General features: G+C 63.1%; 14 protein-coding genes and 1 pseudogene. 7 read left to right on the forward strand and 8 right to left on the reverse strand.

The window, feature by feature from the left end; genetic code table 11:
• A partial coding sequence (locus tag G7009_RS25105; RefSeq protein WP_181132834.1) for an Ig-like domain-containing protein occupies positions 1–7,614 on the forward strand: 7,614 nt, incomplete at its 5' end.
• Between the two features lie 42 nt (positions 7,615–7,656).
• On the opposite strand, the gene G7009_RS25110 is transcribed toward G7009_RS25105, so the two are convergent.
• Complete coding sequence (locus tag G7009_RS25110) at positions 7,657–8,022, reverse strand: YbaN family protein (protein ID WP_181132836.1); 366 nt, start codon at positions 8,020–8,022, stop codon at positions 7,657–7,659.
• A 7-nt stretch (positions 8,023–8,029) separates the two neighbouring features.
• The gene (locus G7009_RS25115) at positions 8,030–8,617 is read right to left on the reverse strand and encodes a UPF0149 family protein (RefSeq protein ID WP_181132839.1); all 588 of its coding nucleotides are present in this window, start codon (positions 8,615–8,617) and stop codon (positions 8,030–8,032) included.
• 237 nt (positions 8,618–8,854) lie between these two features.
• On the opposite strand from G7009_RS25115, the gene recQ reads away from it, so the two are divergent.
• Complete coding sequence (gene recQ, locus G7009_RS25120) at positions 8,855–10,996, forward strand: DNA helicase RecQ (protein WP_181132841.1); 2,142 nt, start codon at positions 8,855–8,857, stop codon at positions 10,994–10,996.
• Between the two features lie 133 nt (positions 10,997–11,129).
• A complete protein-coding gene (locus G7009_RS25125; protein ID WP_181132844.1) occupies positions 11,130–11,567 on the forward strand; it encodes a MarR family transcriptional regulator in 438 nt (145 codons plus the stop codon).
• A gap of 55 nt (positions 11,568–11,622) precedes the next feature.
• On the opposite strand, the gene G7009_RS25130 is transcribed toward G7009_RS25125, so the two are convergent.
• Positions 11,623–13,809, reverse strand: coding sequence for a patatin-like phospholipase family protein (locus G7009_RS25130; RefSeq protein WP_181132846.1), 2,187 nt, complete (start codon positions 13,807–13,809; stop codon positions 11,623–11,625).
• 67 nt (positions 13,810–13,876) lie between these two features.
• Between G7009_RS25130 and G7009_RS25135 the strand changes: the two genes are divergently transcribed.
• Positions 13,877–14,158: a SelT/SelW/SelH family protein gene (locus G7009_RS25135; RefSeq protein WP_181132848.1), complete on the forward strand. Its 282-nt coding sequence runs from the start codon at positions 13,877–13,879 to the stop codon at positions 14,156–14,158.
• Here the strand turns inward: G7009_RS25135 and G7009_RS25140 are convergent, their stop codons facing one another.
• The 5 genes and pseudogenes from G7009_RS25140 to G7009_RS25160 form a co-directional block, all read right to left on the reverse strand.
• Positions 14,159–15,049: a DMT family transporter gene (locus G7009_RS25140; RefSeq protein WP_181132850.1), complete on the reverse strand. Its 891-nt coding sequence runs from the start codon at positions 15,047–15,049 to the stop codon at positions 14,159–14,161.
• Between the two features lie 79 nt (positions 15,050–15,128).
• Positions 15,129–15,221, reverse strand: a pseudogene (locus tag G7009_RS25145) (AraC family transcriptional regulator); the annotation flags it as partial.
• A 138-nt stretch (positions 15,222–15,359) separates the two neighbouring features.
• Positions 15,360–16,037, reverse strand: a complete 678-nt coding sequence (locus G7009_RS25150) for a response regulator transcription factor (protein ID WP_181132852.1) — start codon at positions 16,035–16,037, stop codon at positions 15,360–15,362.
• A gap of 49 nt (positions 16,038–16,086) precedes the next feature.
• Positions 16,087–16,386, reverse strand: coding sequence for a YciI family protein (locus G7009_RS25155; RefSeq protein WP_181132855.1), 300 nt, complete (start codon positions 16,384–16,386; stop codon positions 16,087–16,089).
• A gap of 1 nt (position 16,387) precedes the next feature.
• Positions 16,388–16,984: a septation protein A gene (locus tag G7009_RS25160; RefSeq protein WP_181132858.1), complete on the reverse strand. Its 597-nt coding sequence runs from the start codon at positions 16,982–16,984 to the stop codon at positions 16,388–16,390.
• Positions 16,985–17,051: 67 nt separating this feature from the next.
• Here G7009_RS25160 and G7009_RS25165 point away from each other — a divergent pair, with 67 nt between their 5' ends.
• From G7009_RS25165 to G7009_RS25175, 3 genes are all read left to right on the forward strand, one after another.
• Entirely contained in the window at positions 17,052–17,912 is an 861-nt protein-coding gene (locus tag G7009_RS25165; RefSeq protein ID WP_181132860.1) for a PHP domain-containing protein, read from the forward strand.
• Positions 17,913–17,925: 13 nt separating this feature from the next.
• Complete coding sequence (locus G7009_RS25170) at positions 17,926–18,555, forward strand: L-threonylcarbamoyladenylate synthase (protein ID WP_308813353.1); 630 nt, start codon at positions 17,926–17,928, stop codon at positions 18,553–18,555.
• Positions 18,556–18,650: 95 nt separating this feature from the next.
• Positions 18,651–19,376 (forward strand): segregation and condensation protein A, encoded by a 726-nt coding sequence (locus G7009_RS25175; protein ID WP_181132928.1) that lies wholly within the window; start codon positions 18,651–18,653, stop codon positions 19,374–19,376.
• Positions 19,377–19,393: the final 17 nt, after the last annotated feature.

Genomic DNA, 19,393 nt, shown 5'->3' on the forward strand with positions numbered 1-19,393 from the left:
CTTACGGGGAACGTGCTGAGCAACGATACCCAGGGTGCCGACCGGATAGTGATCAGTCCCACCACCGGGCCGATCACCGCAGGTACCTTCACCGGCACCTATGGCACTCTGATGTTGGCAGCGGATGGTTCGTACACCTACACCCTCAATCCGGAAGATGCTGACTTCAAGGGCTTGAAGGGAGGGGGTGCCGGGACCGAGACCTTCACCTACACCCTGACCGATGCCGACGGCGATACCAGCACGGCGACGCTGACGCTGAATATCAACAACCTCAATGATCCAGTCACGCTGAATGGGTTGGGTGTAGCGGGCGGTGAACTGACAGTCTTCGAGCGAAACCTGAGCGATGGCAGCACGCCCGACAATTCGGCGCTGACGCAAACCGGAACCTTCACCGTCACCGCACCGGACGGTCTGCAAAGCCTGACCGTCGGTGGCATCAATGTGCTGAGCGGCGGTATCGCCAGTGGCTTCCCGCAAACCCTGACCACCGCCTTGGGCAACACCCTGACCATCACTGGCTACAACGCCAGCACCGGCGTGGTCAGCTACAGCTATACCTTGTCCGACAACGAAGCCCACCCGACTGCCAATGGCGCCAACAGCCTGAGCGAAAGCTTTGTTGTCTCGGCCACCGACACCGATGGCAGCACGGCCACTGACAGTCTGGACGTCACTATCGTCGATGACCTGCCGACCGCCGCGAATGACGGCAACCTGGCTGCGGCGACCGAGCAGCAGACCATCCTTACGGGGAACGTGCTGAGCAACGATACCCAGGGTGCCGACCGGATAGCGATCAGTCCCACCAGCGGGCCGATCACCGCAGGTACCTTCACCGGCACCTACGGGACCCTGGTGCTGGCAGCGGATGGTTCCTATACCTACACCCTCAATCCGGACGATGCTGACTTCAAGGGCTTGAAGGGCGGGGGCGCCGGAACCGAGACCTTCACCTACACCCTGGCCGATGCCGACGGTGATACCAGCACGGCAACCCTGACGCTGGATATCAACAACCTCAACGACCCGGTCACCCTGAACGGTTTGAACGTGGCGGACGGCGAGCTAACGGTCTTCGAGAGGCATCTGAGCGATGGCAGCACGCCCGACGGCTCGGCACTAACACAGAACGGCACTTTTACTGTTACCGCACCCGATGGTCTGCAAACCCTGACCGTTGGTGGCATCAATGTGCTGAGCGGCGGTATTGCCAGTGGTTTCCCGCAAACGCTGATTACTGCACTGGGCAATACCCTGACCATCACTGGCTACAACGCCAGTACCGGCGTGGTCAGCTACAGCTATACCTTGTCCGACAACGAAGCCCACCCGACTGCCAATGGCGCCAATAGCCTGAGCGAGAGTTTTACCGTTTCGGCCACCGATAGCGATGGCAGCACGGCCACTGACAGTCTGGACGTCACTATCGTCGACGACCTGCCGACGGCTGCGAATGACGACAACCTGGCTGCGGCGACCGAGCAGCAGACCATCCTTACGGGGAACGTGCTGAGCAACGATACCCAGGGTGCCGACCGGATAGTGATCAGTCCCACCACCGGGCCGATCACCGCAGGTACCTTCACCGGCACCTATGGCACTCTGATGTTGGCAGCGGATGGTTCGTACACCTACACCCTCAATCCGGAAGATGCTGACTTCAAGGGCTTGAAGGGAGGGGGTGCCGGGACCGAGACCTTCACCTACACCCTGACCGATGCCGATGGCGATACCAGCACGGCGACGCTGACGCTGGATATCAACAACCTCAACGACCCGGTCACCTTGAACGGCCTGAACGTGGCGGGTGGCGAGCTGACGGTCTTCGAGAGGCACCTGAGCGATGGCAGTACGCCGGATAGTTCGGCGCTGACGCAGAGTGGGACCTTCACAATCAACGCGCCGGACGGTCTCCAAACCCTGACTGTAGGCGGCATCAACGTAGTCACGGCTGGCGTGGCCTCTGGCTTCCCTCAGTCCCTGACTACTGCGCTGGGCAACACCCTGACGATCACTGGCTACAACGCCAGTACCGGCGTGGTCAGCTACAGCTACACCCTGACCGACAATGAAGCCCATCCAACGGCCAACGGTGCCAACAGCCTGAGCGAGAGTTTTACCGTTTCGGCCACCGATAGCGATGGCAGCACGGCCACCGGCAACCTGGACGTCACTATCGTCGATGACCTGCCGACCGCCGCGAATGACGGCAACCTGGCAACGGCGACCGAGCAGCAGACCATCCTGACCGGAAACGTGCTGACCAATGACACCCAAGGCGCCGACCGGATTACCCTCAGTCCCACCACCGGGCCGATCATCGCAGGTACCTTCACCGGCACCTACGGGACCCTGGTGCTGGCGGCGGATGGTTCCTACACCTACACCCTCGATACGGATGATCCGGATTTTCTGAATCTGCAGGGCGGGGGAAGCGCGATAGAGACGTTTACCTACACCCTGACCGATGCCGATGGCGATACCAGCACGGCAACGCTGACACTGGATATCAGCAACCTCAACGACCCAGTCACCCTGAATGGCCTGAACGTAGCGGGCGGCGAACTGACGGTCTTCGAGAGGCATCTGAGCGATGGCAGCACGCCCGACAACTCGGCACTGACGCAGACCGGGACCTTCACGGTCAATGCGCCGGACGGCCTGCAAAGCCTGAACGTCGGTGGCATTAATGTGCTGAGCGGCGGTATTGCCAGTGGTTTCCCGCAAACGCTGATCACTGCACTGGGCAACACCCTGACCATCACTGGCTACAACGTCAGTACCGGCGTGGTCAGCTACAGCTATACCCTGACCGACAACGAAGCCCACCCGACTGCCGACGGTGCCAACAGCCTGAGCGAGAGCTTTGTTGTCTCGGCCACCGACACCGATGGCAGCACGGCCACCGACAACCTGGACGTCACTATCGTCGATGACCTGCCGACCGCCGCGAATGACGGCAACCTGGCAACGGCGACCGAGCAACAGACCATCCTCACGGGGAACGTGCTGAGCAACGATACCCAGGGTGCCGACCGGATAGCGGTCAGTCCCACCACCGGGCCGATCACTGCAGGTACCTTCACCGGCACCTACGGGACCCTGGTGCTGGCAGCGGATGGTTCCTATACCTACACCCTCAATCCGGACGACGCTGACTTCAAGGGCTTGAAGGGCGGGGGCGCCGGGACCGAGACCTTCACCTACACCCTGGCCGATGCCGATGGCGATACCAGCACGGCGACGTTGACGCTGAACATCAACAACCTCAACGACCCAGTTACCTTCAATGGCTTGGATGTAGCGGGCGGCGAGCTGACCGTTTTCGAGAAGCACCTGAGCGATGGCAGTACGCCGGATAGTTCGGCGCTGACGCAGAGTGGGACCTTCACGATCAACGCGCCGGACGGTCTGCAAACCCTGACTGTAGGCGGCATCAACGTAGTCACGGCTGGCATGGCCTCTGGCTTCCCTCAGTCCCTGACTACTGCGCTGGGCAACACCCTGACGATCACTGGCTACAACGCCAGTACCAGCGTGGTCAGCTACAGCTACACCCTGATCGACAACGAAGCCCATCCGACTGCCAACGGTGCCAATAGTCTGGGCGAGAGCTTCACCGTTTCGGCCACCGATAGCGATGGCAGCACGGCCACCGGCAATCTGGACATCAACATCGTCGATGATCTTCCTCAGGCCTATGCCGATTTCGCCAATGTCTACGAAGGCGGCACGATCAGCGGCAACGTGCTGGTCAACGATATGGTCGGTGCCGATGCCCCCACGGTGGGCACGGTCATCGGCGTGCGTGCTGGTGGCGACACGGCGACATCGGCCGTCGGTCAGCTCGATAGCCCGGTGACAGGCCAGTACGGTTACCTGACGCTGGATGCTCAAGGCAATGCGGTCTACCACGCAAATCCCGACAGCGTGGCTCCCGTTGGCGCTATCGACATGTTCACCTATACCATCCGTGATTCGGACAGCGATGAAAGCACCGCAACCGTGACCGTCAAGGTACACGACTGCTCGCTGATGACCAGCCCCGACGCAGGCGTGACCGTCTTCGAGAAAGCGCTGGACACGGTCAAGGACAGCAACGATCTGGCCGCAGGCAACGTAACCGGCAGCAACCCGTCCTCGTCTGGCGAAACCGCTTCCGGCTCCCTGGCCGGCTCGGTCAGCGGCGGTATCGGAGCGCTGACGTACAGTCTGACGAGCGCAGCCACCGGGCAGTATGGACAGATAGCCCTGGCCGCCGATGGCACGTACACCTACACCCTGACCTCCGCGCCACAGTCACCGGGTAACCTTAACGACGGTGCTGGTTCGGTGACCGAGTCCTTCACTTACGAGGTCAGGGACGCACTGGGCAACTCGACCACCAGCACCGTCGTCATCACCATCGTCGACGACGTCCCAACCGCGCACTGTGACGTCGCGACTGTCAAGGAAGGGGCCAGTGTCAGCGGTAACGTCCTGGATAATGACGTGATCGGCGCGGATGTGCCGAGCAATGGCAGTTTCGTGGTCGGCGTGCGCGCGGGCTCCGACACTACGTCTTCGGCGCTGGGGCAGCTGGGTGTGCCGATCGGCGGCACCTATGGCTACCTGACGCTGGACGCCCAAGGCAACGCGGTCTACCACGCCAACCCGAACAGCGTGGCCCCTGGTGGCGCGGTAGACACCTTCGTCTACACGCTTCGCGATGGCGACGGGGATGAAAGCACCACGACCATCACCATCAATGTCCAAGACAGCAAGCTGATCGCCTGCCCGGACACTGAAATCAGCGTTTTCGAAAAAGCGCTGGATCTGGTCAGGGACGGCAAGGACCTGGCTGCCGGCACGGCGGTCGGCAGCGACCCGTCATCCACCGGCGAAACCGCATCCGGCTCATTGGTCGGCTCGGTCGGCGGCGGCATCGGTGCCTTGAGCTACAGCCTCGAAGGCAGTACCAGCGGTCTATATGGCCAGTTGCAGCTGGACGCGAATGGGACCTATACCTACACCTTGACCTCGGCGCCCCGCACGCCGGATGGTGCGAACGCCGTCAGCGAGCAGTTCACCTACCGAGTGACCGATTCGCTGGGGAATAGCACTACCAGCACCCTGGCGATCAGCATCATCGACGACACGCCCAAGGCAGTATGCGCGCAGCGATCCATCACGCCCGGGCAACTGGACTCCAATCTGCTGCTGGTGATCGACGTCTCCGGCAGCATGAACCTGGCCTCCGGTGTGGCGCCGGGCCAGAGTCGACTGGATCTTGCCAAGCAAGCTATCGGTGTCCTGCTCGACAAGTACGACGAGATGGGTGACATCAAGGTGCAGGTGGTCACCTTCGCCACGGGTGCCAGTGTCGAATCGCCTGTATGGCTATCCGTCGCCGATGCCAAAAGCCTGGTCGCAGGACTCACCGCCGACGGGTCGACCTACTACGATTCGGCAGCCAAGAGCGCACAGGCGGCCTTCGCGACCCCGGGCAGGCTCGAGGGCGCGCAGAACGTCGGCTACTTTTTCTCCGACGGCATCCCCACGGAAGGTCATGCGCTGACGGCGGACCGGGCAGCGGTATGGGAGCGCTTCCTGGACGACAACCTGATCAAGGCCTATGCCATCGGCCTGGGTACGGGCGCGGACGCGGGCAACCTGGATCCGCTGGCCTACGATGGCAGTACCCGCACCGACACAGGTCCGGTGGTGGTGACCGATCTCGCTCAGCTCGGCGCGGTGCTGTCCGGTACAGTCCAGGGCGCGCCAATCACAGGCAGTCTGATGAGCGACGGCCATTTCGGGGCCGACGGTGGGTTCATCAAGGCGCTGCTGGTGGACGGTGTCACCTACACATTCGATCCAGGGGCCAATGATGGGCTGGGCGGCGTGAGTGGTGGGGCGGACAAGGGATATTTCGATACCCTGGCCAATACCTTGAATATCAGGACAGACCTGGGCGGGACCTGGACCGTCGACATGGACAGTGGCGAATACACCTACGCACCGCCGAAGGACACCGGCGGCGCACAGTTGGAACGACTGGGCTTCATCGTCAGCGACAACGACGGTGATACCAGCAGCGCCAGCCTGGTGGTCAACGTCAGGACCAATACCGCGCCGCTGGCGGGCGATGATCGGATCATCACCAACATCGCGGGCGCTGTGCTTGACGTTCCCGCGCAAGCCTTGCTGGCCAACGACCGTGACGTCGATCACGATCCGCTCTCGGCGGCACCCCTCCGGTTCGCGACGGGCTTTGCCGACAAGGGAGCGGGATTCACGCTGGGGAGTACGGTGCCGACCATTGCCTTCAAGGAACAGCCCGCCATCGCCGCGAACCAGCTCAGGGACCTGCCGCGCAGTGCCTTTGTCGGCGCCTCCGGGTCCATGACCGCGGCATTGGTGGTGGCCGGATTCCTTGGCCGAGTCAGCGACAGCAGCGCCAATGACGAGGACGTATTGTCCGTCACCCTGCGCAAGGGCGAAACGCTGACCCTGGACCATGACCGACCCCTGGGCAACCTGATGATGGCCTATGTTGATCCGGCGGGGACCTACCAGCTCCTCGCTGACGGTGACCATTTCACGGCCGCCGATGATGGTCTCTACCGCATCCATCTGGTCAACCTGAAAGATGCCGGTGGCTGGGATCCCAAGGCTGCCGAGTACTACAACCTGAGCCTGTCGATCGATTACAGCAAGGTCGACAACCCGGTCCATCACGCAAGTTACGTGGTAAGCGACAATCACGGGGGGACGGATACCGGCCAGGTGACCATCGCCTACCAGGCGGGCCACACCCTTCAAGGCACGGCGGCGGATGACGTGCTGCTGGCGGGCGCCGGTAATGACACCCTGCAGGGCGGTGATGGCAATGACGTGCTGGCGGGAGGCGACGGTCAGGATTTGCTGTATGGCGGCAGCGGCGATGATCTGCTGATCGGGGGAGCGGGTAACGATCTGCTCGACGGTGGAACCGGTGTCGATACCGCCAGCTATGCCTCGGCCAGCGGTGCGGTAAGGGTCGAGCTCGATCGCGTGGGTGCGCAGGATACCGGAAGCGCGGGCGCGGACACGCTGACCGGCATCGAGAACCTGATCGGGTCGGACTATGACGATGTTCTGGTCGGCAATGCGGGTGACAACGTTCTCGACGGGGGACGCGGGAACGATGCCCTCATGGGTGGGGCGGGCAGCGACACGCTCGTTGGTGGACAGGGCGACGATATCCTCACCGGCGGCGCAGGCAGCGATACCTTCGTCTGGCAGAAGGGCGATAGCGGTCACGATCTGGTTGCCGACTTCACTCCAGGGGGCGACCACCTGGATCTGTCGCAACTGCTTCAGGGCGAGAACGCCACGGCGGCCTCGCTGGATGACTACCTGCATTTCAAGGTCAGTGGAGCAGGCGCCACCGTGGTGTCGACCATCGAGGTCAGTGCCGTGGCGGGGGCGGCAGCGAACCAGACTATCGACCTGGCGGGCGTAAACCTGGCTCAGCATTATGGAGTGACGATGGGGGCGGGCGGCGTGATTTCGGCAGGACAGGATACGGCCACGATCATTACCGGGATGCTCGATGACCATTCATTGAAGGTGGATACCGTGTAGCCGGCGGTATGCGAGGGCTCCGGCATGTCTTGAGCAGGAGGCTCAAGGCGTCTGGTGCAGGGTTTTCTGCCTGAGGATATAGATCGTGACCAGCACCGCGCTGGTCAGCATGAAGACACGCGCCCAGGGATAGGGCACCAGGTAGCAGGACAAGCCGATGCTCAGCCACATCAGACCGATCGCATAGACCTTGCCCTTGAGCGGGATCCCCTGGCCATTCAAGTAATCGCGAATCCAGGGCCCCAGCCGTGGATGATTGACCAGCCAGGCGTGGAAGCGCGGCGAGCTGCGCGCGAAGCACGCAGCCGCCAGGAGCAGGAAAGGGGTGGTCGGCAGCACCGGGAGGAAGATCCCGATCACCCCCAGCGCGACGCTGAGCCAGCCGATGGCCAGCAGCAGGTAGCGCACGGCCTGCTCAGTGGTGGCGTGGCTTGAGCAGGGCCGGTTTCTCGTCTGGCGCGTGCAGCAGCAGGAACAGGGCCGTCAGCGCTTCGGGGATCTGCACCACCATGTCGTCCTGCAGGTTGGCATCGCTGGCGATGTCCGCGAACTCCGGCTGCTCGTCGAACAACCCGGAGCCGACCATGATAGGCAGCAGCATTTCGCTGACTTCTTCCTCGGCGTTCTCGAACCAGGCTTCCTCACGCAGGAAGACGCCTTCCATGAAACCGATACACCAGCCGCGCAGGTCGGAGTCGTCCGGTTCGTCACCGAGGTCGAGGTCGCAAGGCAGCTCGAATTCCTCGTCGCTGGCCAGTTGGCGACCGATGTGAGCCTTCAGTGCCGCGAGCGTGACCTCGATTTCCACGCGTTGGGCATCGCTGGCGTAGTTGGGCGTCTCGGCGAAGAGAGCGTCGATCCATTCACGCTCGGGGACCGCTTCGGAACAGATCGACAGCGCGGTCAGGTAGCCGTGTGCGGCGACGTAGTCCAGCGCTTCTTCGTGCAGCTCATCGGCGTCGAGGAAGGCTTGCAGGCGGGTCAGTTGCTCGGCGAAGGACATTACAGGCTACCTTGGGGAATAAACGATACCGAATTCTAGCACCTTGCGGCGGGTTCGATGCAAAGGAACACGCCTGTCACCGAGCAGCCTGCCATGCATTGCGCTGGGGTATAATCCGCGATTTTCATCCTGGGTACCCCTGACGGCGCCCTGGTAAAAGCTGCTTACGCATTAGGGTGTGTGGACGGCGGGTTTTTCGTCCAACCTGGGATGGTATGGCGATTTCTGGAGTTTCCAATGCTCGAACAGGCTCAGCGCGTCCTCAAGGATATCTTTGGCTACGACAGTTTCCGGGGGCGCCAGGCTGCGATCATCGAATGTGTGGCCAACGGTGGCGATGCATTGGTATTGATGCCCACGGGCGGCGGCAAGTCGCTGTGTTTCCAGGTGCCCGGCCTGCTGCGCCAAGGGCTGACGGTAGTGGTTTCCCCGCTGATCGCGCTGATGGACGACCAGGTCGCCACCCTCGATGAATTGGGCGTCGCGGCTGCCGCGCTCAACTCGACCCTCAGCAACGAACAGCAGCGCGAACTGGCCGGGCGCCTGCGCCGCGGTGAGGTGAAGATGCTCTACCTGGCGCCCGAGCGCCTGGTGCAACCGCGTATGCTGGACTTCCTGCGGACCCTGGACATCGCCCTGTTCGCCATCGATGAAGCCCACTGCGTTTCGCAGTGGGGGCACGACTTCCGTCCCGAGTACCTGCAGCTGGGCCAGCTTGCCGAGCTGTTCCCGCAGGTGCCACGCATCGCCCTGACCGCAACGGCCGACATGCGGACCCGCGAGGAGATCGTCCAGCGCCTGCACCTGCAGGGCGCCGAACGCTTCCTGTCGAGCTTCGACCGGCCGAACATCTTCTATCGCATCGTGCCCAAGGAACAGCCGCGCAAGCAATTGCTGGCATTCCTGGCCGAGCGTCGAGGCAACGCCGGCATCGTCTACTGCCTGTCGCGCAAGAAGGTCGACGAGACCGCCGCCTTCCTCTGCGCACAGGGTTTTCCGGCATTGCCCTATCACGCCGGGCTGGCCGCTGAAACCCGTGCCGCCAACCAGCACCGCTTCCTCAACGAGGAAGGCTTGATCATGGTCGCGACCATCGCCTTCGGCATGGGCATCGACAAACCCAACGTTCGCTACGTTGCCCACCTCGACCTGCCCAAGTCGCTCGAAGCCTATTACCAGGAGACGGGTCGTGGGGGCCGTGACGGCCTGCCTGCCGATGCCTGGATGGCCTACGGCCTGCAGGACATGGTGATGCTCAAGCAGATGCTGCAGAACTCGGAGGGCGACGAGCGTCACAAGCGTGTGGAACAGCACAAGCTCGATGCCATGCTAGCCTTGTGCGAAGAGACCCGCTGCCGGCGACAGTCGCTGCTGGCCTACTTCGACGAGGTCCTCGAGCAGCCGTGCGGTCATTGTGACAACTGTGTCGATCAGGTCCAGACCTGGGATGCCACCGAACCCGCGCGACAGGCCCTGTCGGCCATCTATCGCACCGGCCAGCGCTATGGCGTGGGTCACCTGATCGATGTGCTGCTCGGCAAGGACACCGACAAGGTGCGCAACTTCGGCCATCAGAAGCTTGCCGTGTTCGGTGTCGGCAAGGCCCTGAGCGAGAGCGAGTGGCGTTCCCTGTTCCGGCAATTGGTGGCGCGCGGGCTGGTGGATATCGACCTTGAGGGCTATGGCGGCTTGCGCCTGTCCGGCAGCTGTCGACCGCTGCTGCGTGGCGAGGTCAACCTGCAGCTGCGTCGCGACCTCAAGCCGCAGACCACGGCCAGATCCTCTGGCAGTGGCGGCAGCCCGGCGAGCCAACTGGTGCGTGGCGACGAGCGCGAACAGTGGGATGCCCTGCGCGCCCTGCGTCGCAAGCTGGCCGAAGAGCATAGCGTGCCGCCTTACGTGATCTTCCCCGACTCGACCCTGCTGGAGATGCTTCGCAGCCAGCCGACCAGCCTCAGCGAGATGGCCACGGTCGGTGGTGTTGGCGCGCGCAAGCTGGAGCGCTATGGCCAGGCCTTCCTCGAAGTGCTCAATGGCGGTGCGACGGACGAAGCGCCCAAGGCGGTGGTCGACATTCGCCACGAACTGGTCAGCCTGGCCCGCGCCGGCATGACGCCGCTGCAGATCGCCGGCCAACTCAAATGCAGCGAGAAGAACGTCTACAGCCTGTTGGCGGAATCGTTGGGCCGTCAGGAGCTGAGCCTGGATCAGGCGCTGGATCTGCCCGAAGACCTGATGATGGAAATACAGGACGCTTTCCTCGACGGCGAAGGCGAGTTGCCGCCCGTTTCGGCAATCAGCGAACAATTCGCCCAGCGGGTACCAGAAGGGGTGTTGTATTGCATACGCGCGGCACTGGCGGCGGAGTTCGAGCTCTAGTGACCACGGGCCGTCGAAAGCGCCAGGACGGTCGATCTGGCAAAAATCGGTCAATCCGGAGCGCATGCCCCTTGCCTGTTGGCGAGGCTCATGGTTAGCTCACTAATAATTAGTTTCATTGATCGAGTTGTTTATGCCTGTGACCGACAATCAACACCGCTTCGGCATGCAATTGGCCCAGATGTCTCGAGGCTGGCGTGCTGAGCTGGATCGCCGCCTGGCCGGGCTCAACCTGTCCCAGGCGCGCTGGCTGGTGCTGTTGCACCTGGCCTGTTTCGAGGAAGCACCGACCCAACGTGATCTGGCACAGAGCGTGGCGGTGGAAGGACCGACCTTGGCTCGCCTGTTGGACAGCCTGGAAGCCCAGGGCCTGGTCAGTCGCCAGCCGGTGCCGGAAGATCGCCGGGCCAAGAAAATCCTGCTCTGTCCGTCGGCCAGGCCGCTGATCGAGCAGATCGAAACCATTGCCAACTCCTTGCGCATCGAGCTCTTCTCGGGGGTCGACGAAGCTGACCTGGAGATCTGCATGCGCGTGCACGCGAAGATCCTGGCCAACCTGGAAAAGACTTGAACGCCTGACCTTCGGGTCCCGGCTCGGCATCGTCCGAGCGCCTTGTGCCGCGGGCTCAGAACGTGTGGCCGAGGTTCAAGTACACGGCTTTTTCGTGCTCGGTATTGGCGCCGTAGCTCAGGTTCAACGGACCCAGCGGCGTTTCGATCCCCAGGAAGATGCTCGCGGCATTGATGTAGCTGCTGTCGAATTCATTATCGTTGTTCCAGGCGCGGCCACGCTCCAGCGAACCGCCCAGGTAGAGCGGGAAGTCCAGCGGCAGGTAGGCGCGCGGAGTCAGGCGACGATAGTAGACCATGCGCAGCAGGCTGACGTTCTGGCCCGACACCGAGTCCTGCCGAAAGCCCGACAATTGCCGCGCCCCACCGAGCACGAAGCTCGACGTCACCACTTCCGCGTCATCGAGAGTGCGGCCATAGCGTCCGCCCAGCACCCAGGTATCCGCGCCCCGGCTGATAGCCTTGTCCAGATTGAATTGCCACTGGCGGTAACGCTGGTCCGAGTCCAGGGCCTTGTCGTACTGGCGCAAGGTCAGGCTGATGTCTTCGCCGCTGTGAGGGAAATACAAGTTGTCGAGGGTGTCGAAGGAATACTTCAGCTCATAGAAACCTTCGTTGAAGCTCAACCGGGGCAGGTCTTGCTGGCCAATCCGCACCTCGGCCTCGCCCCAGGCCTTGCCCACTCCCAGGCGGACCTCGCCATAGGTGCCGATCTGCCGGCCCAGGTTCAGGCCGAAACCGTAGCGTTCGAGGCGATACTCGGCGACCGGGTCATTGTCCAGGGTGGCTTCTATGTTCTGCGAACCAAGTTCGAGGTAGGGGGCGACGAACCATCGCGAGCCCGTGTCCAGGGGCTGATAGAACTCGCTGTACAACTCCTGCTGATCGCCGATCTGGGCGCGCGTCAGCCATTCCGCACCCAACCGGTTGATGCCATTGACCCGATAGCTGGCGCCCAGGTTGAAAGCACTGTCGCCGCGCATGTCGTCGGACAGGTTCAGGCCCAGACGCAGGTAATCGGTGCCTCCACGCTTGCCACGGGCGCTGATCACCAGGGTATGGTCGTCACCTTTGTGGACTATGCGATATTGCACCCGATCGAAGTAGTCCAGGCCGTACAGCGTGCCCATGTCGGTCTGCAGCCGGTCGAGCTCCAGTGGCTGGCCGATGGGCTGGCGGATGTAGTAACGGATCACGTCGTCGCCGACCTTCGAATCGTTTTCCACCTTGATGCCGGTGATCACCGGGGTGCGCTGGCGCGGTGAGCGTGCCAGCGCCAGCTCGCTGTCGCCTTCCGCCTGGCGCAGGCTCGCCAGGCGGCCATCCAGTACCCGGGTGGCGCGATAGCCTGCTTCGATCATCGCTGTGGCACGTCCGAAATCGGTGCCGCCGAAGGCCGCCAATGATGGTTGGATGAGAATGTCGTCCGGACGCAGGCTGGCCAGTTGCTCCTCCGAATTGCGCCGTGTCATCAGGGTGATCGACTGGTTGAGCACATCGACCACGGTCGCCAACTGCCTGCGGTCGCGCAGCGGTGTGCCAATATCGACGACGATCGCCAGGTCGACACCCATGTCCCTGGCCACATCCAGAGGAATATTGTCGACCATGCCGCCGTCGACCAGGAGCCGACCGTCCAGCTCGACCGGCGCGAACACCGCCGGGATCGACATGCTGGCGCGAATCACCTGGGGCAGGTGGCCGCGGCGAAATACCACTTTCTCGCCATTGGCGATATCGGTGGCCACCGCGCGGAACGGGATCGGCAGCTTGTCGAAATCGCGCGTATCGGCCGTGTGCGCCAGCTTGCTCTCGAGCAACAGCGCCAGGTTCTGGCCCTGGATCACTCCGAGCGGCAGGCCCAGGCTGCCGTCGTCACGGAAGCTGAGCTTCTGCTTGACCAGAAAGTCGCGATCGTCCTGCTTGCGTCGGAACGGCACGTCCCTGCGCGGCGGTGCATCGGAGAGCGCCTGTTGCCAATCGATGGTAATGGCCAGCTCCTCCAGTTCCGCGACGCTGTAGCCCGAAGCATACAGGCCGCCGATCACCGCCCCCATGCTGGCGCCGGCGATGGCATCGATACGCACGCCTTGCTCCTCCAGTGCCTTGAGGACGCCAATGTGGGCCAGGCCGCGCGCAGCCCCGCCGGACAGCACCAGGCCGACCTTCGGTCGGGCCTGCTCGGTTGCCTGCAAGGAAAACGAAAGGAGTGCCAGCAAGAGGCAGAACAGCGGACAATGCATCGGGTATCTCGGGCGCAGGTAAAAGACCGTTAGTATAAGCGGCCCACCCCGCTGGAGATGTGTCCCGATGTCCCAAGACAAAGCGCAAATCGTCATCACTTATTGCATGCAGTGTCAGTGGCTGCTGCGGGCCGCCTGGCTGGCCCAGGAGCTGCTCAGCACCTTCGCCGACGACCTGGGACGCGTATCTCTCGAGCCCGGCACCGGTGGCGTTTTCCGCATTACCTGCGATGGTGTGCAGATCTGGGAGCGCAAGGCCGACGGCGGTTTTCCAGAGGCCAAGGTGCTCAAGCAGCGCGTGCGTGACCAGATCGACCCGCAGCGGGCGCTGGGGCATAACGACCGCTGATCATGCTCCCTCGGCCGCCGCCTTGGTTTTTCCCGGCTGGCTGGCGGCCAGGCGGCTCGACAGGATGATTGCGAAGATGATCAGCGCGCCGCCAAGCAGCATGCGCACGGTCGGCGTTTCAGCGAAGACCAGCCAGGCAACGGCGATGCCGTAGACCGGTTCCATGCCAAACACCACGGCCGCGGTTCGCGCCTTGATCACCGCGAGGCTGGCGACGAACAGGCTATGGGCGACGCCGGTGCAGAAGATGCCCAGCAGCGCGATCCACAGCCAGTCCGGCGGCGCTACCGCCGACAGCCCGGAAATCGATACCGGCAGCAGGCACAGGGCAACCACCAGGTTCTGGCACAACGCGGCCTGGACGGCTGGAATGCGCCCTGAGCCTGCGCGGTTGGTCAGTGACAGCAAGGAGAACAGCAAGCCGGAAAGCAGCGCCCAGAGCAGCCCGGTAGTGGCCTCGCTGGCGAGGTCGAAGGCGGGTGTCACCAGTACCAGGCCAATACTGACCAACGCTACCAGAACGATCTCGTTGCGCCGGATGCGTTCGCGGAACAGCACACCTTCCAGAATCACGGTGAAGGCCGGAAAGCTGGCGAAGCCCAGTGTCGCGATGGCCACGCCGCCTACCTTGACAGCGACGAAGAAGCTTACCCAATGTCCCGCCAGCAGGATCCCGCCCAGCGTCAGGCGGCCCAGGTCCTGGCGACTCAACGCCTGCCAGCCGCGCCGCGCCAGGCCCGCGAACAAGCTCAGGGCGAGTACGGCGAACGCGGCGCGGCCGAAGACGATGATCGAAGGGCTGGCGCTGGCCGCCAGCTTGCCGAATACCCCGGTCAGGCCGAAGAACAGTGCGCCGATGTGCAGGGAAGCGAGGGCGGTACGGTGATTCATGATGATCCTTGTGGCGACTGGATGACAGCCTGCCCAGTCTAGGATCTGGCCGGGTGCGTTGTCTGTCGCGATCCTTGCGTCATTTGTCGCCGGACTCGCGCCTTAAAACCAGGGGAGCGCTACCGAAAGCTCGCAGTACCGCCGCGCTGAAGGCGCTCTGGGAACTGTAGCCATCGTCCCGATAATGGCGCAGGGAAAGGATGGAGCCGAACGTCATGGGCGGGTCCTCACGGGGCGGGCGGGCACTTTGCGGTTGGGCGAGCATACCGGGCCGATAGTAACCGGCCTGGTCCATTGCGCGCAGGCTGTATCAGAGACTGTAGTAGTAGCCCCGGCTACGCAACGCCACGATCCGCGGGCGTCCATCCGAATGCGGGCCGATCTTCTTGCGCAGATTGCTGACATGCATGTCCAGGCTGCGGTCGTACAGGGTCAGCTTGCGACCCAGGCTGATCTGCGCCAGGTCCTGCTTGTCCAACGGTTCGCCAGGCTGGCGCAGCAGGGCTTCGAGAATGCGGCTCTCCGAGAGGGTAAGGGTCATCTCGCGCTCATCGATACTGACCACCCCGCGCGCCGGGCTGAACGCCAGGTCGCCCAGCTGCAATTGCGTGGTGGCCGCCGCTGGATGGCTGCGGCGCAGTACCGCGCGCAGGCGGGCGGTGAGTTCGCGTGGATCGCAGGGCTTGGCCAGGTAGTCGTCGGCACCGAGCTCCAGGCCGAGGATCCGGTCCAGGGGCTCGCCGCGAGCCGACAGCATCAACACCGGCAACTCAGCATGTTCGGTACGCAACTGCTTGAGCAGTTCGAGGCCGCTGCCATCCGGCAGCATCACGTCCAGGACCACGGCCGCCGGCGCTTGCTCGGCCAGGGCCAGGCGGGCGCTTTGGCCGTCGTGGCAGGCACGCACGGTGAAACCTTCCTGGCTCAGCCAGCTGCAGAGCAGCTCGCAGAGCTCCTGGTCGTCATCAATCAGTAACAGCTCGCTCATGACTCACTCGATGAAGCCTGGGCGGCGCCAAGGTGCGCGCCGCGAAAGATCAGGGCAGGACTTGCTTGAAGGGTTTGACCACGACCTGCTCGTATACGCCCGCGGCAAGATACGGGTCGGCATCGGCCCAGGCCTGGGCAGCGCTCAGGGAGTCGAATTCGGCAACGATCAGGCTGCCGGTGAATCCGGCCGCGCCTGGGTCGTTGCTGTCGATGGCCGGGTGCGGACCGGCCAGGACCATTCGGCCTTCGGCCTGCAGCTGTTGCAGGCGCTCGAGGTGCGCCGGACGGGCGGCGAGGCGTTTTTCCAGGGAGTCTGCAACGTCGCTGGCGATGATTGCGTAGAGCATGTCATTCCTCGGGTTTGGAGGTGGAAGGATCATTGTCGTGCAGGTGGCGAGACAGATAGATGCCCTGGGCGACCATGAACAGGACGGTCATGCCCAGGCTGCCGAACACCTTGAAGTCGACCCAGAACTCCTCGAAGGTGAAGGCAACGAACAGGTTGGCGGCGCCACTGAACAGGAAGAATACGACCCACGCCACGTTCAGGCGCAACCAGACCGGCTCCGGCAGGCTCAGTGCGTGACCCATGATGCGCTTGATCAGCACACGGTCGCCGATGAAATGGCTGGCCGCAAAGCCCAAGGCGAACAACCAGTTGACCACCGGCGCCTTCCACTTGAGCACGGTCTCGCTATGAAACGCCAGGGTCAGGCCACCGAACACCAGGCAGGCGACCAGGGTCAGCCACTGGCCCTTTTCCAACCGGCGCTGACGAATGAACAGGGCGCCATAGACCAGCACCGAACTGGCGATCAGGACCTTGGTAGCGCTGTAGATGCCCCCCAGTTCGAAATCATGGCCCGCCAGGTCGACCATGCGCGGGTCGAGCTTGTAGACGATGAAGAACAGCAGCAGCGGGATGAAATCGACGAATTGTTTCACAATGGCAGCCAGAAGCGGGATGTGGCGGCATAATAACAAACATCAATCCCGGCGAAAGCGCTCCTCCATGAATGTTGATCTGCACTGTCACAGCACGGCCTCCGATGGCGCCCTGGCGCCTTCGATCCTGGTCGCCCGCGCCCATGAGCACGGGGTGCGGACGCTCGCCCTGACCGACCATGACACCCTCGAAGGCCTTGCAGAGGCTCGCCAGGCCTGCCAGGCGCTGGGCATGCAGTGGGTCAGCGGGGTGGAATTGTCCTGCACCTGGGGGGGCGCCACCATCCATATATTGGGTTACAACTTTCCTCTCGATGCGCCGCCGTTGCTCGAGGCCGTCGAAGCGTTGCACCGCGGTCGCTGGCTGCGCGCCGAAGAAATCGATCGGCGCCTGGCCGCCAAGGGCATGCCCGGCGCCCTCGCGGGTGCTCGGGCTGTTCAACAGGAACTGGGTGACAGCGGCAACGCACCGGCGCGGCCGCATTTTGCCGAGTTCCTGGTGCGCGCCGGTCACGTCAAGGACCGTGGCGAAGCGTTTCGCAAATGGCTGGGGGCGGGCAAATTGGGCGACGTGAAGTTGCACTGGCCGACGCTCGAGGAAACCGTCGCCACCCTGCGACGGTCGAATGCCTGGGTGAGTCTGGCGCATCCCATGCACTATGACCTGACCCGCAGCAAGCGCCGACGCCTGATCGCAGACTATATTCAAGCAGGCGGGCAGGCGCTTGAAGTGGTCAACGGGATGATGCCGGCCGAGCAGGTAGGCACCCTGTCCATACTCACCCGCGAGTTCGGTCTGCTGGCAAGTGCCGGCAGTGACTTTCATGGCCCCGGCACCTGGGGCGAGATAGGTGCCTACCGGCCAGTGCCCGAGGACCTGCCACTCCTGTGGCGCCGATTCAGCCATGAGCAGCCTACTGCGGTTTGAACAGGACGAGAATGTGAGCCAATTTTTCCAGATCCATCCGGACAATCCCCAGTCGCGGCTGATCCGCCAGGCGGTGGATATCATCCGCAAGGGTGGCGTGGTGGTGTATCCGACCGATTCGGCCTATGCGCTGGGTTGTCAGATCGGCGACAAGAATGCGATCGAGCGGGTGCGGCGTCTGCGTAATCTCGACAAGCAGCACAATTTCACCCTGATGTGCTGCGACATGTCGCAGCTGGGCCTCTACGCCAAGGTCGATACCGGCACGTTCCGGTTGCTCAAGGCCCATGTGCCCGGGCCCTATACCTTCATCCTCAACGGTACCCGCGAGGTGCCGCGGCTGCTGCTGCACGAAAAGCGCCGGACCATCGGGATCCGCGTCCCGGACCACGCGATCACCTTGGCGCTGCTGGCCGAGCTCGGCGAGCCGCTGATGAGCGTCAGCCTGATCCTGCCTGGCGACGACGAGCCCATGACCGATCCCTACGAGATCCGTCAGCGCCTTGAGCACCATGTCGACCTGGTGATCGACGGTGGCTTCGGCAACCTCAAGGCTTCCACGGTCATCAATCTGGCCGATGAAGAACCGGAAGTGATTCGTGTCGGATGCGGTGACCCGACACCCTTCATGGCGTCCGCGTGAGCGAGATCGAAGAGGCGCAGCCAGTCGCCGAGGCACCGGCGGCACAGTCTTTGTCGCCTGCGCTGGTCTACGGCGAGGCCTTCACCGAGCTGCCGATGGACCTGTACATCCCCCCGGATGCCCTTGAGGTGTTCCTCGAAGCGTTCGAAGGGCCGCTGGACCTGCTGCTCTACCTGATTCGCAAGCAGAACATCGATATCCTCGACATCCCGGTGGCGGAAATCACCCGCCAATACATGGCCTATGTCGAACTGATGAAGAACGTGCGCCTGGAGCTGGCCGCCGAATACCTGGTCATGGCCGCCATGCTGGCCGAGATCAAGTCGCGCATGCTGCTGCCCCGCTCGATCGAAGCCGAGGTGGAAGAGGGCGATCCACGCGCGGAGCTGATGCGCCGCCTGCAGGAGTATGAACGGTTCAAGGCCGCCGCCGAAGGCATCGATGAGTTGAGCCGGGTCGGTCGCGATGTCGTCGTGCCGCGCCTGGATGCGCCTCAGGCCAAGGTGCGCAAGCTGCTGCCGCAGGTCAGCCTGGAAGAATTGCTGATGTCGATGGCCGAGGTGATGCGCCGCAACGATCTGTTCGAAAGCCATCAGGTCACTCGCGAGGCGTTGTCGACGCGCGAACGTATGAGCGAGGTGCTGGACCGGCTCAAGGGCGGTGGCTTCATGCCCTTCGTCGAGCTGTTCACGGCCGAGGAAGGCAAGCTCGGCGTGGTCGTGACCTTCATGGCGATTCTCGAGCTGGTGAAGGAATCCCTGATCGAACTGGTGCAGAATGAGCCCTTCGCACCGATCCATGTCCGCGCCCGGGCAGAATGACGCTACGAGTAACCCTT

This window comes from Pseudomonas capeferrum (assembly GCF_013523055.1).
Classification (GTDB): Bacteria; Pseudomonadota; Gammaproteobacteria; order Pseudomonadales; family Pseudomonadaceae; genus Aquipseudomonas; species Aquipseudomonas capeferrum_A.

Excerpts from the sequence above, each read along its gene's own strand:
- G7009_RS25115 (WP_181132839.1), bottom strand. The coding sequence starts at position 8,617 with ATGTCCTTCGCCGAGCAACTGACCCGCCTGCAAGCCTTCCTCGACGCC.
- recQ (WP_181132841.1), top strand. The coding sequence starts at position 8,855 with ATGCTCGAACAGGCTCAGCGCGTCCTCAAGGATATCTTTGGCTACGAC.
- G7009_RS25125 (WP_181132844.1), top strand. The coding sequence starts at position 11,130 with ATGCCTGTGACCGACAATCAACACCGCTTCGGCATGCAATTGGCCCAG.
- G7009_RS25130 (WP_181132846.1), bottom strand. The coding sequence starts at position 13,809 with ATGCATTGTCCGCTGTTCTGCCTCTTGCTGGCACTCCTTTCGTTTTCC.
- G7009_RS25135 (WP_181132848.1), top strand. The coding sequence starts at position 13,877 with ATGTCCCAAGACAAAGCGCAAATCGTCATCACTTATTGCATGCAGTGT.
- G7009_RS25140 (WP_181132850.1), bottom strand. The coding sequence starts at position 15,049 with ATGAATCACCGTACCGCCCTCGCTTCCCTGCACATCGGCGCACTGTTC.
- G7009_RS25150 (WP_181132852.1), bottom strand. The coding sequence starts at position 16,037 with ATGAGCGAGCTGTTACTGATTGATGACGACCAGGAGCTCTGCGAGCTG.
- G7009_RS25155 (WP_181132855.1), bottom strand. The coding sequence starts at position 16,386 with ATGCTCTACGCAATCATCGCCAGCGACGTTGCAGACTCCCTGGAAAAA.
- G7009_RS25165 (WP_181132860.1), top strand. The coding sequence starts at position 17,052 with ATGAATGTTGATCTGCACTGTCACAGCACGGCCTCCGATGGCGCCCTG.
- G7009_RS25175 (WP_181132928.1), top strand. The coding sequence starts at position 18,651 with ATGGACCTGTACATCCCCCCGGATGCCCTTGAGGTGTTCCTCGAAGCG.